Below are 13,272 nucleotides of genomic sequence, written 5' to 3' on the forward strand. Positions count from 1 at the left end.
CAATGGCTAATCCAGGCAGTCCTAGGATAGAATCGACGTGGGACATCGGTATGATCTCCATTAAAAATGTTTCTTCGCAAAAACAAGTTTAATGAATACCGTTGTCCCCCGTTAATGATGTAGAGCCTACTCATCGAACACGGCTAATTAGCCAGAGTTTTTTCTATGAAATTTTTTATTAAGCCCGCTGTCTCAGCAGTCGCCTCGTTGTACATGTGACGGCCAGTATGGATTGGATCGCCGTTGGGAATATCTCGCCCACCCTCTACCCAGCTTTGCTCTGTAGACGAAGAATTGCTCTGTTTTAAAGATTTAAATAGACGCTCGGCTGATGAGGGTGTGGTCCAGCGATTTGAATCTGATTTGTGATGCAGAACCAATACGGGAACAGATATTTTCTGCTTCACCTCTGTCTCGTTTCGGCTCCCGCTGAAGATCAGTCCGCTGATAAGTTTCTGGTTTTCAGGGGATTGATTTAGGAGCTCTGCAAGGCTTAGAGTGCCATTGCTATGTCCGATCAAAAAAACAGGTTTTCCAAATTTTTTTCGATAGTATTCGACGGTGTGCTTGATGCTCTCTATGTGACGACTCTCACGCCTGGCTGACCATCTTGAGTATGGATCTCCGAAATCCGCCTGGAGGGAGTGGTGACTATCCATAAATACAAGGTTGATAGATGCATCAGATGACTGATAAAGATCTTTAAATATTCATGTGGGTGAAGGGTTAGGTTCTTTGGTGAGACCAAAGCTTCCATTGCCACTGGGCAGAGTATCCGATAACAATTACTAAAAATATATTCATTCTCCACGTATTGTTTCGATACCTAAGCCCTAGGTAAAATTTGAACTATGCAAACACGAATCGCCCGCATTGAAGCAATCATTCCCACCCTTGCTACGCGCGAGGATCTTGCTCGCTTAGAAGGGCGTATGAGTCGCGCAATTCAACACGTTGAAAGCACCCTTCATCAGGAGCTCACCAGTCAAACGTGGCTAATCGTAAAGTGGGTTTCGGGTTTGTTAGTCACTCTTTTGCCAAGTTGATCTTTGAACAAAGAATTAAACGTTTTGAGATCCTGAATTAATCAGGGCCTCGTTCGGGTCGTTTTTGCGAGTTTCGTCCAAGGTAAATCTGCCGGGTCTGCGGCCATCGGACCGGCAGCCTTTGCCACCAAAATATGCGAGGCAATCGGTGTGAAATCCGCCCGAAAATGGTTGGAGCTTTTGACGACCAACACTTTCATGGTTTCGGGGTGAACGCCCAGCATTCTGAATAATTCGCGATCCAACAGTTGCTTTTTCCCGCTTGCGACCGCCACCAGAACACCTTCGATTTCAAGCAAGGCGCACGGACCAAGCGCAATCGTCGAGCCGGTCATCATGGGTCCCTTGAGCGTGACTTTGCCATCCGACAGAGCCTTGACTTTAAAAGTGCCCTGAATCGGTGGGTCGCTGAGTTGACCTGTAAAGGTTGGCACAGCGGTACCGATCGAGGTTGTGATCGAGGCGCCTAAGCCTGCCTCATGGGCCATGCTTGCTGTTGCAGGATCAAAAAGCAGGCCGAGGGCGACTTTACCTGGTAGTCGTTTGCCGGCGCCTTTTTCAAGCAAGGCCCGCAACAGCCCTGTCGTATTGCTGTCTCCACCAGCGCCTGGGTTGTCTTGTGTGTCTGCAATCACCACAGGTTTTTCATTCGTCTCGCCCAGTATGCAAGCGCGCTCGACTGCATCGCGTGCCGAATACATTTCCAGTTTCCACTGGGTAGGCTCACTGACCTGTTCATACAGTCGCTTGACTGCAGCCTCGGCACGCTCACCGTAGCCCCATACCATGGGAGCACACTCCGCAATGTCGGATGCTGGAAATGCCATGCAAAAGCTCAGAACAGTATCAAACTCTCGGTCCATTGCGGTAAGCTCTTCGTAGCGCGACTTTGCAGGTTCGAGCCAAGTGCTTTGAGCATTGAGTGGAATCAGATAGGGTAGGCGATGATAAGCCAACTGCTCTTTCGAGCCGCGCTTGAGGCGGCGTTTTAATAGCTTTGCGGCGAGTTCGCCTGTTTTGGCCATATCCACATGTGGGTAGGTGCGATACGAAACTAGGGCGTCCGCCTCAATCAACATGCGGTGCGTCACGTTCGCGTGCAAATCCAAACTCGCGATAATCGGCATTTTAGGACCGACGACTGACCGGATGCGCGAAATGAGTTCGCCCTCTGTATCATCAATGTGCTCAGCCACTGCCGCCCCATGTAAGTCGAGATAAACGGCATCAAAGCCGCCTTGACGGATGTCGGTCAATATCGAATCACTGATGCGCTCGAAGGCATCGCGCGTCACGTGTGCAGACGGAATCGCGCCGCACCAGGAGCCTGGCACGAGCTGCCATCCTTCGAGACGCGCAGCTTCCATGAATCCGGCAATGGGAATATTGACGTCTCTCAAACTGTCCAGCATCGGCTGGCCTTTGATAAAGGCAGGAAAGGATTCTCCACGGTTAAACGCGGCCCAGTCTGCTTTGGTGGGTGCAAACGTATTCGTTTCGTGTTGATAGCCAGCCACATAGATTTTCAAAATATCACTCCCCGGGAATCGCGTGATTTGATCGATGAATTATAGGTGCTATATGTAAATGTGATTGACTCGCTATCTGTGGGCATGTTATCAGTGACGTAGACAAGTATTTATAAATTTTTGGAGTTGTATATGGCTGCCATCATTAAATTCGCGATGTTCAACTTCACGCTCACATTTTTTGTCATGGCGATGTTATTTGCGGCAGTCCAAATAATGAAGGCACATCCAGCCCAACGAAACTCCTCTTATGTTTACGAATCAGTTTTCAGGTGGTTTTTATTCTTCTGTGTTGGCGTGAGTTACTTCTATAACTTTGTTGTCCACACTTTTTTTGGCGAAGTGTCCGCGCAGTATATTGGCTGGGCGAATAGTCCATTTCAACTCGAAGTTGGTTTTGCGAGTCTAGGCTATGCAGTGGTTGGTTTTATTGCATTTAGAAAAAATTGGTGGCTCAGAGTGGCAGCGGTTGTGGGTCCCGGATTGTTCATGCTGGGGGCTGCGGGAGGGCATGTGTATCAAATGATCGTTGCCCATAATTTTGCGCCAGGCAACGCGGGGATCATGTTTTATTCCGATCTCTTTCTGCCGGCTTTCGGAGTGATGATGTTGTTTCTGACCAAGCCCAACAACCTGTCGAGCGAAGATTAATCATGAAACGATTTCTCATTGCATTATTCCTTTTATCAGTCGCGCACTCAGCTATCGGAGCGCCTTCGCGCATTGTTGTTCTCAGACATGGTGAAAAGGAAAATGCCTACGCACTCTGTGATGTGGGTCAGCAGCGTTCTCTTGCTTTGAAAGCTCAGTATCTTGGCAAAGGTGCCGAGAAATCTCTTTTCCCTCACGCTGCACCTACCGCTTTTTTTGCGATCACGTTGCATACTTTGGAGTTAGTCGCACCCTCAGCGGACTCTTGGGGCTTGCCAGTTATGACATATTCAGTCGTACCACTGCCGGGAATGAGCGATGCGGCCTCGACAGACTGGCTCAATCGTCAAACACAACGTGCGGCTACAGAGGTCATGAACGATTCACGCTGGCGCGGTCAGACGGTGGTGATGGCGTGGGAGCACAAACATATCGCCAACCAAAAGCTAGAAAAAAATAATCCGGATGCGCTGGTTGAATTACGAGAGTTACTCAAGCTGGATCAATTGCCAGAAGCTGACAAAAAGCGTGTGCCTAAGACTTGGAGTGGAAGCAACTACAACTTTTTCTGGATTATTGATTACAACGATTCAGGTCAACCCGTCGCGTTCAAAGAGATTCGGCAGGATTTCACGGGCCAGTTCTCATCTGTACCCAATAATGCCTGGGACGCACCCGAGGGTTTGTCTAAAAACAGTCGTTGTAAACAATAGGTTGAGCTAGGTGTTTAGGCGATCAAGAAATCGCGAGATGATCGCCATATATTCATCTGGTTTTTCAACATTCGGAAGATGTGAACAACCTTGCATCATGATCCAGTCTGAGTTTGAGAGTCCATCTTTTAGTACTTGATTGACTTTGGGTGTCGACTCGTCAAACTCGCCGGAGATAATTTGAATGGGCAGCTTGATCTGGTGCAAATCTTTCATGCGATCCCAGTCTTTCAAATTTCCCGTGACGGTAAATTCATTTTTACCCCACATCACTTCATAGACTTGATTCGTTTCTTCCATCTTTTCCAGGATCTTTTTTGGAAAAGGATCAATTCGAAGGATATGCCTTGAGTAAAACTCCATGACAGTATTTTCGTCAGGGATGGATTTGGCGCCAAGCATCTCGTGCAGCAGTCTCTGGATTTCAGCACTCATCACGGGTGCGCTCGATAGCGAGTTTGACAGAATACCCCCTCGCACACCTTTGGGATTGGTCAGGAAGTACTCAAGAGCGAGCATCCCTCCCCAGGACTGACCCAAAATCACGACTTCTTCAAGATGAAGCGCTTGTCTGACAAAATCGACCTCCGCCACAAAGCGCGGAACTTTCCAGCGTTTTGGGTCGTCTGGGGTGTCGGATCTGCCGCAACCTAACTGGTCATAAAAAACGACTTTTTGTGTATCGGAAGCAAGTGCTTCCAGATTTTCCAGATAGTCATGCGCCATCCCGGGACCGCCATGAAGCACCAGCAGGGGAGCCCGCGCGTGTTTGGACTCTCCGCCTATGGATCGTGTCCAGACTTTGTAACCGTCCTCGACATTGATGAAAGTTTCAGTTGCGGATACCGTCATGATCACTCCTGTTCATTGAATGGCGCGACAATTGAATTTTCATCTGCAATATGATGAATTTGTTAAAATTTAACAGGTGTTAACGTAAACGAGAATTAAAAATGGTAGAGACAATGCCGACATTGCCGTTATGGGTTGATGTCACTGCGATGGCGACCACGGCGATCTACGGTGCCGCGACAGCCCGCAGCAGGAATGTGCCTGTGTCTGGTACTTTATTCGCGGGTATTTTGGGCGGCGCGGCTGGCGGTATCGTTCGCGATCTGTTGCTTGGCCTTGAGCCTGTCGCGATTACCGGACCCTATTACTTTCCCTGGATTTTATTGGCGACTGTTTTCGGCGCATTTTTCTTTTACAAATTTATTTCGCAAAAAGTCCCTTTCCTCGTTCTCAAGGGTGTCGCGATCGGCTTGTTGATTTCCATTGGCTGTCAAAAGGCGCTGATGCACGATGTGCCGTTTGTCTCGATCATTCTGTGTGGCGTTTTGACTGCGACAGTCGGCGGGATGGCGATCGATACCTTGACGCGTCACCGAGCAGCCGTCTTTAGTCAGGCGCATTGGTTTGCGACCGCACTTATCATTGGCAGCCTCGTTTTTTATGGTCTGACGATGACCACTAATTTTTACCTCGCGACTGCGGGTGCGACACTGACCGCTGCCGTACTGTATGTCACCAGCGTTCTTCGCAACTGGCCATCTCCTATGTGGCCAAAAGAAGATACCGATATGTCTGCCTGATATCAATTACAAGGAAAAAAAACATGCCTGTTGTGAAAGAAGCGTTCAAAGTCGCAGCCATTGAGTTCAATCCAGAGTTCATGGAGCTCGATAAAAATATTGTGGCAGCCACTGCGATCGCGGAAGAGGCTGCAAAAAATGGTGCGCGACTGATTGTGATGCCTGAGGCGGCCGTATCGGGTTATATCTATCGGGATCTTGAGCAGTTTTTACCCTATATGGATACGGTTCCTGGCAAGACAACGGATTCGCTTTTAACAGTCACCAAAAAATATAACTGCTACATTGCAATCGGTATCGCGGAAATTGATCGTGACACAGGTTTGACATACAACACGGGTGCCCTGGTTGGTCCAAATGGTCTCGTGGGTAAGTATCGTAAAAATGGTTTAAATCCCTCCGATGTATTGTGGTTCGTGCCTGGAAATACTGGTTATCCTGTGTTTGAGACCGAACTCGGTCGTATCACGATGATCATTTGCTATGACGATACTTACTGGGAGCCCGCGCGCGTAGCTGCCGTCAAAGGGTGTGATGTAATCGCCTACATATGCTCGTCCGATCGTTTGCTCCCCCAGTTGGGCGAGCAAGCGGCAGGTAAACACTCCACGATTGCCGCTGTCCAGCATCAAAGTGCCTGGAACGGTCTGGCGATGGTGGCCGCTGATCGAAATAATGCGGAGAGTAATCCTACGACAGGTGTCACGGTGACCTACGGAGGCTCGGCTTCGATCTGGCAGGCCGATGGTGAGCGTATTGCGCATGCGTCTTCGACAGACTATACAAAGACAATGACCAACAAGCCTTCGATCATCTATGGCATGATCGATCCGACACGTTTTGATAACGAACAAAAGCGCACGCTTGAGCGTCGTCGCCCTGAGCTCTACAAGGAGCTGGCTTTCTATCGCGCGCCGACCGACACGGCAGCGACAAAACATGCTTCCGAGGTGATGGCTGCAGCAGTCCAATATTGCCTGGATGCAAATGATTTCGAAGGGAATTTAAATCGTTGCGATGCATTGATTAAAAAAATGCAGGGTGATACGACGACATTTAATTTAGTGGTGTTGCCTGCATGTTCATTTAGCGGTCCCGCATCAAAGGACAATGTTGAAAGCATTGCAGAAAAAGCGCTTGGGAAATCCACGCAGGCTGCGAGTGATTTCGCAGTCCGTCTCAAAACACATCTTGTCGCAAGTTTTATTGAAAAAGAAGGTGACCGATACTTCCACACGGCGGTCTTGTTAGCTCCTGACGGAAAGGTGCTTGGTCACTACCGCCAAACACACCTTGATCCGGCGGATGCTGCATTTTTAACCCCGGGTGATGACTTACCTGTTTTCGAGACTGCGATCGGTAGGATTGGAATGTTGCTGAACGATGATTTCCGCTTTCCTGAAGCCTCTGGCATGTTAGCCATGCGTCGTGCGGATATCATTGCCGCACCGGTAAGCTGGTCCGGACAATATGGTGGAAGGATGCAAGATGCTGCGGGTCTGTTTGATCATCCCTATGCCGCCAATACGATGGTGTTTTGGTATGCCGCGGCGAAAACTTCTCAAGCCTACACTGTGGTGGCAAACTCCGTCGGTAATGGCTGTTTGGGCTCGAGTGGTGTATTTACGATCAATCCAATTGATTCGCTTGAAATTCCTGTCGTGGGATCAATTGATCACGAAGAGATCGTGTCACTGAAGTTCACCACGCTCGGCAATGCCTACTGGATGAATCAAAGCAAGCTACTCGCCGGCCGTCGCGCTGATCTCGCTTCGCCTTTGGTTTTTCCTGCAGATTCCAAGGCATTGCAGCAATGGAAGAGCGTGTCAGGTTTCGCGATCGATGCCTGGACTGCTTACAAACAATAAAGAGCGGTTTAAATGATGAAAGAGACTGCCGCGAATTACGTTTTCAATTTCGATGCATTGATACTGGGATGTGCCACGATCCTGCTTTGCTTGATTATTCAGGCATTGTTTGTGATGCTCGTCACATCCAAGTTCAAGACTGGTGTACGGAATCTGATCAATGGTGATCGCTGGATGCTTGCGCAGGTTGTATTTTTTGCAGGAATCCTGATGCTGTTGATTTCACATCTGGTGCAAATCTATGTGTGGGGTCTTGCTTTGACGTTGTTTGACATTATTCCCAATCAGCATCAGGCGATGGTGTTTGCCGGTAGTACTTATACAACGGTCGGCTTTGTGACAGATCCGCTACCAGTGCACTGGCAATTGATCGCTGTTATCATGGCAGCCTCAGGATTTTTCTCTTTTGGCTGGAGTACTGCAGTCATGTTCCTGCTTTCCCAGGCGCTTTTTCCATCGGAAAAATGAGAGATCCCCTTCTTTTCCAAAAGGGTTCCTCTGCATAGCGTTGTACTGATCGATATTTTTGCAAAAGTTCAGTTTGATAAGCTTTTATCGCCAAAGACATGGTTTGCCTGAGTTGATCGATCGCTGAATAATCACCGTTGATGCTTTTGATGCAGGCCTCGGCTGCTCTGCATCCAGACCATAATGCTTGGGTCATCCCATGTGATGACAATGGGTCCAGAGAGACAAGAGCATCTCCCGCTGCCACCCAGTGTCGTCCGGATATATCTTCCTGGATGAGCATGCCGGCATCAACCGCTACAGGAGCCTCCTGTACTAGGTAACCTGCAGACTCTACACGTCGAGAGGTGAGAGGCGCTTGGTAAACGACTGACAGCCAAGCCTTGAGATCTCGGTTTAAATGTTGAGGAACTAAATCTGGATAGGTATACAAAGAAATAATCATTCGATTATCAGGTAATACAGCGGAATACCACCATCCATATGCAACTGCTTCAACCATGATCCCGATAGTGGGGTCGATCTCTGTATCACTTTGCTTGATAAAGTTGTAATAGCAGATCATATTGTCGACACGATGACGTTGACTGAAGCGGCGCCCAATGACTGCGGAACGTCCGGAACAGTCGATGACAAATCTGGCTTGTATGACTGTGTGATCGTCAAGTTCGAGCGAGAGACCATCGACATTCTCACTGCAATTTTGAATTTTATTCAATAGTCTTCGTTGATAACTATGATTTGCATGTGACCTTAGGAAGTCCTCGAAGTCTCTTCGATCGATGGACCAGTTCGATCCTTCCCCAGCAGAGAATCTGGACTGTCTAGTCAGCGATGAGTTTTCCCACGCTGAGAAAACAGTGTCGTGGATGAGATATTTTCGGGATAAAAATAACTCCCAAATTCCAAGCTCTTTGATGATTCGATTCGCGGAGCAAGAAAGCGTTTCACCGATTTTTTCTGAAGCTTTTTCTGGCGGTGCGATTTGAATGACAGAGTATCCCGATTGTCTGAGATAGAGCATTGCTGCCGAAGCGGCGATACCAGATCCTGCGACAACGATGTCAGCATTCATATGTCCATGGAGCCGCGTTCAGTTTCGACGTATAGAAAATCCGGCAGCGCACCAGGGCCCGTGGTCAATGATTTCGGGGTGGGTTTTTTAACGACAAAACCCAAGCGTTCCCAGAGATAAATCGCACGATTCAAGCCATCAAAATAGCTGCCGTTGGCGTGATAACCGATACCTGCAGCGCCTCTGGACCACGCTGCCCGAACTGAAGCGAATTTGAGACGTTCCTCTCGTGTCAGATCTTCGCGAATAATCCTTTGGTAGGCGAACTCTGGGAGAACGTCAACGGGTAAATTCGCCGGCCACCACACGACAGTTGGATAATCTTGTGGATAGTTGACGCTTTGACAGCTAAACGCATCGGGCTGCCAGGGTAAGCCCATCCAGCGAGTCAAGTCGCCGGGCATTTGCGGACCTATGGGCGATTGTTGCGGGGTAGAGTCCGCTGACTGGGGTAGCGTATTTTGAGGGGTGATCAAGGGACCAAGATTTTGCACTAAAGAAGTTCTGTTCCCAACCGCGATTCTGAAAGGATGCAGGTCATCAAATAACTCGGGCCTTTCAAGTATCCAGGTGAGTTCAACGCCAGGATGAAAGTTACCACCTGACAACGGTTCGAGAGCTGCGCGAGTCAAGGCTGCAGGTTGATCCTGGAGTGGTAAGTCAGAAATTTTTGGAGACTGATTCTGTCTGACATTATTTTGAGAAAGAAACTGTTGCCAGTCATCGACATAGTTTCCTTCATTCCATTGCGTCAGGATCCAATATTGCAGACTCGTCATCTGAAACCAGTGCGCGTTCACACCTTCGAAATCAACACCTCCACCTAACATAAAGGGTAGTCGATATTTTTCTTCATCTTTTGCGCGCGGGTTTCTGAATGCAGAGAAGACTTTTTGGCGAAGATCCTTTTGATCTTTTTTTGCAAGCTGACCGATGAAAGTCTGGTCTGAAAAGTTAGGGATATCGATCCAGCCAGTCTGTAATTGTGCGGCACTTGAGACCCATTCCATTTGAGCCATTCGGTGAAAGAGTGGATAGATATCTCTGGAAAATGAAAGCGGTAATGCAGGTTTTTTCGGAGGTTGAACAACCTTGCTCAAAGCTGTTTCATCCCAATTTTCATATTTCTTGACCAGATTGTTTTGAATCGAGTCGTACATCGAAGTGAAAGGCGTGATGTCAGGTGCATAGTCAGGACCGCAGCAGACAACCCAGGCAGGGAGCGCTTGTATGCGCTTGCCGTTTCGAAGGGTGATCGAAGCGTTGACCGTGCCATCACACCAGTCGTCATACCAGGCATCATTTTTTGTAAAGTCCACGATGGGATTATTGGGAATCACTGGCGAGGAAATACCATCAGCCGGAAGGACGATGAGTCTTCCTGCCTCGTCCGTTGCCAAGTCTCCCAAACTGACCTTGAGATCTTCGCGCCAAAAATGACCGGAAAGTTTGTATTGCTGTGCTTGCGCGGAGCGATTAATGCTTTTTCCCTCAATGCCGATCACGCCTGAGTCGATAATCAGGCGCTTTTCACGTTCAGTGACTGAGCGGACGCCTTGGTTACGTAACTTGGCTGGTATGCCGGGGACGTCAGGTCCCAGATTGAATGGATTGTTGAAGCCATACCAGGCCGCCTTGGTGTTGGCTACTCTAACCTTCCATTCGATTTGTGCATCATCCGCTGTGATTTCTTTGACGACTTGTCCTGACTGGTTAAAGCCATATAGATAAAAACGCTGAGCCTGTTTTTTGATTTTGGAAGTTCCGTCTTTGAATCCGTCAACGGGTTCAGGCGATATGCCTGGCACCTCCGGGGCGTAAAACGCGTGTTCAACCGAAGCACTGCCAACGCGTGAAATCCCGATGGGTGGATAGATACCGATGTAGCTGATTTCCTGATCCAGAACTTTTTGACCAGCACGTGCAGAGGCGGCCAACACAGGTAAAGGCAATGAACATGACAGTAAGCCTAGGTGTGCGGTCGCGGCAAGAAAGTCTCGCTTGCTGCGATTCAAGGGGATATTTTTGTTCATGACAGCGACCGAAAAATAATTGATTCAAGGGATTTTAATCAATAAGGACGTGACTTTCTCTTTCAAGCCTTTCCCGATGTTCGGGATGTGCAATGGCGATCATGGCTCTGGTTCGTTCAGCGACTGATTTTCCGCGTAGCTCGGCGGCACCCCATTCGGTGACGACAACATCCGCATCGCTGCGCAGGCAGGTAACGGGCCCATGCTGAATCTGACTGACGATACGACTCGTACTGGTGTCTTTCGTCGTGGAGGGGAGCGCGATAATCGAACGTCCGCCGCGCGCTGCGAGTGCACCGCGTACAAAATCTACCAGTCCGCCCGTTGCCCCGACGTAGCGACCATTCGCCCACTCTGCGTTGACTTGGCCTGTCAAATCTACCTCGATAGCCGAATTAATGGCTGTAAAGTCTTGAAGACGGCAAATATTGTGATGCGCATGCGTATATGCATATGGTCTGAGTGCAAGGTCAGCATTTTCACGACCAAACTCATACAGTTTTTGGGAGCCAAGCAGTGATGCCGTTACGATTTTGCCAGTATCGAGTGATTTGAAGGCATTGGTGATGACCCCTTGTTTGACCAGCTCAATGGACGCATCACCGAGCACACCTGTGTGAATCCCCAAGTCGCGTCTGTCCGAGAGCATTCCTAGGATTGCCTCCGGAATCGCACCGAGACCGAGTTCGAGAACCGCACGATCTTCAATATAAGAAGTGGCAATGTGTGCAATCTTCTTTTCTGTATCGCCGATTCGGGCAGCAGGTAATTCCAATAGTGGACGATTGCTGTGGACTTGCGCATGAATGGTGAGGCCTTCCATCATTGAGGAAGTATCCGTCCAAGGCATTTGAGCATTGACTTCCGCGATGACGACGCGTGCCCGTCGTGCAGCTTCGATCATATAGTCCGCAGAAATCCCCAGGCTGTGCTTGCCATCCGGTCCAAGTGGACTGAGTTGCAGCATCGCCACATCACAAGGGATGACACCTTTTGTAATCATGGCGCCGATTTCGGAACAGTGGAGCGGAATTACATCCAGGGCATGGGCATCAATCAGACGACTATTGAATCCAAACCCACCGAAACTTGAGAGATGGAGAAAGTCTTTGTATTCAGGTTGCAATGTATGCGAATACGTTGCACCAATGAACGCTGAGCAATGCCCGATCGTATGGCGTTGAGAAATGAGCGCCTCAGTGAGCGTCAAAGGCTCCGCTGTGGTCTGCGTCCAGACTATCGCATCACCGGACCGAATGTATTGCGAGAGGTCGATCTCCACGTTTAAAACGTCACGACTGCACGTCCGCGAATACCCGCTTGCATCACCTTGGCGCAATGCTCCAGCAAGTTTTCAAACTTGATTGGATAGGCGATTTGATGAAGGTGTTTTGGGTGTAGGTCTCCGCCCTTGGCCATTCTCGCCCATGTCTTCCCCCGTTGTGGAACAGGATGGTTGCCGTTGATTCCAACCAGTGAAACTGATCTGAGAATGAAGGGATAAATTGATGTGGTGAGGGTTTCGCTCGCGGCATTACCAAAGGCGCAAACAACAGCATGTTTTTTGGCGGATCTTAAAACTGCATCCAGAGGCGCACCACCGACAGCATCAATGGCTCCCGCCCAGCGCTGTTCTTCGAGGGGTTTGTCGCCTCCGGCGATTTCATCGCGACCAATCACACGGGTTGCACCGATTGACTTGAGATATTCTTCTTCGGACTTTTTACCTGTGCTGGCCACGACCTCGTAACCCAGACCCGCGAGCATATCAATCGCAAAGGAAGAGCTACCGCCCGTTCCTCCGGTGACGATGATGGGGCCATCGGTCGTTTTGACGCGACGTTCGATCTCGACGACTGCGACAGCAGAGGTGTACGCGGCAAGCCCCATGGCGACGATATCAAAGGGATCTGTGCCCGCCGGAACACGACCGACCCAGGCCGCAGGGACGCGGACGTACTCGCTGTAGGCTCCATCGCGCCGCATACCGAAATCACGGCCACCTTGAACGGTTACCAAGTCCCCGGGCTTAAAGTCTGGATGACTGGACTCGGTCACGGTGCCCGCCATTTCAATGCCAGGTATGCATGGGAAGCGACCAATCACTTTGCCTACACCCATGACTCCTCGGGCGTCTTTGTAGTTCACGGCGGCATATTGGGTTTTGATGACAACTTCACCCGGATCCAGATCCTCGATGTTGAGCTCGACTAAGCGACTGATGCGCTGATCATTTTCAAGAAATTGTTTGATCGCTTTAAATGACATGCTGTCTATCCCCTGAATATTTATTTATA

At 49.3% G+C, this 13,272-nt stretch carries 11 protein-coding genes; 5 read left to right on the top strand and 6 right to left on the bottom strand.

Annotation, left to right across the window (positions count from 1 at the left end; genetic code table 11):
* Positions 1-1,087: 1,087 nt before the first annotated feature.
* Complete coding sequence (locus QWY30_RS12920; protein ID WP_290241815.1) at positions 1,088-2,578, bottom strand: M81 family metallopeptidase; 1,491 nt, start codon at positions 2,576-2,578, stop codon at positions 1,088-1,090.
* Positions 2,579-2,707: 129 nt separating this feature from the next.
* On the opposite strand from QWY30_RS12920, the gene QWY30_RS12925 reads away from it, so the two are divergent.
* Together QWY30_RS12925 and QWY30_RS12930 are read left to right on the top strand one after the other, a co-directional pair.
* Entirely contained in the window at positions 2,708-3,226 is a 519-nt protein-coding gene (locus QWY30_RS12925) for a DUF6790 family protein (RefSeq protein ID WP_290241652.1), read from the top strand.
* Between the two features lie 2 nt (positions 3,227-3,228).
* Positions 3,229-3,939, top strand: a complete 711-nt coding sequence (locus tag QWY30_RS12930; RefSeq protein WP_290241653.1) for a hypothetical protein — start codon at positions 3,229-3,231, stop codon at positions 3,937-3,939.
* A gap of 6 nt (positions 3,940-3,945) precedes the next feature.
* Here the strand turns inward: QWY30_RS12930 and QWY30_RS12935 are convergent, their stop codons facing one another.
* Positions 3,946-4,791, bottom strand: a complete 846-nt coding sequence (locus tag QWY30_RS12935) for an alpha/beta fold hydrolase (protein WP_290241655.1) — start codon at positions 4,789-4,791, stop codon at positions 3,946-3,948.
* A 101-nt stretch (positions 4,792-4,892) separates the two neighbouring features.
* On the opposite strand from QWY30_RS12935, the gene QWY30_RS12940 reads away from it, so the two are divergent.
* From QWY30_RS12940 to QWY30_RS12950, 3 genes are read left to right on the top strand one after another with little or no spacing between them, the layout of a single operon-like run.
* Positions 4,893-5,531: a trimeric intracellular cation channel family protein gene (locus tag QWY30_RS12940; protein ID WP_290241657.1), complete on the top strand. Its 639-nt coding sequence runs from the start codon at positions 4,893-4,895 to the stop codon at positions 5,529-5,531.
* 23 nt (positions 5,532-5,554) lie between these two features.
* The gene (locus QWY30_RS12945; RefSeq protein ID WP_290241659.1) at positions 5,555-7,399 is read left to right on the top strand and encodes a nitrilase-related carbon-nitrogen hydrolase; all 1,845 of its coding nucleotides are present in this window, start codon (positions 5,555-5,557) and stop codon (positions 7,397-7,399) included.
* Positions 7,400-7,411: 12 nt separating this feature from the next.
* Positions 7,412-7,867 carry a hypothetical protein gene (locus QWY30_RS12950; protein ID WP_290241660.1) on the top strand — a complete coding sequence of 152 codons (456 nt, stop codon included), beginning with the start codon at positions 7,412-7,414 and terminating at the stop codon, positions 7,865-7,867.
* Here QWY30_RS12950 and QWY30_RS12955 read toward each other — a convergent pair.
* From QWY30_RS12955 to QWY30_RS12970, 4 genes are read right to left on the bottom strand one after another with little or no spacing between them, the layout of a single operon-like run.
* Positions 7,824-8,942: a tryptophan 7-halogenase gene (locus tag QWY30_RS12955; protein WP_290241661.1), complete on the bottom strand. Its 1,119-nt coding sequence runs from the start codon at positions 8,940-8,942 to the stop codon at positions 7,824-7,826. The two genes, QWY30_RS12950 and QWY30_RS12955, sit on opposite strands and share 44 nt — an antisense overlap.
* A complete protein-coding gene (gene goxA / locus QWY30_RS12960) occupies positions 8,939-10,975 on the bottom strand; it encodes a CTQ-dependent glycine oxidase GoxA (RefSeq protein ID WP_290241663.1) in 2,037 nt (678 codons plus the stop codon). The genes QWY30_RS12955 and goxA overlap by 4 nt, the downstream gene beginning before the upstream one ends.
* 34 nt (positions 10,976-11,009) lie before the next feature.
* Positions 11,010-12,257, bottom strand: a complete 1,248-nt coding sequence (locus QWY30_RS12965; protein ID WP_290241665.1) for an acetyl-CoA hydrolase/transferase family protein — start codon at positions 12,255-12,257, stop codon at positions 11,010-11,012.
* Positions 12,258-12,259: 2 nt separating this feature from the next.
* Complete coding sequence (locus QWY30_RS12970) at positions 12,260-13,243, bottom strand: acrylyl-CoA reductase family protein (RefSeq protein ID WP_290241667.1); 984 nt, start codon at positions 13,241-13,243, stop codon at positions 12,260-12,262.
* Positions 13,244-13,272 lie beyond the last annotated feature (29 nt).

The sequence above is a fragment of the Zwartia panacis genome, from assembly GCF_030410395.1.
GTDB classification, from domain to species: Bacteria; Pseudomonadota; Gammaproteobacteria; order Burkholderiales; family Burkholderiaceae_B; genus Zwartia; species Zwartia panacis.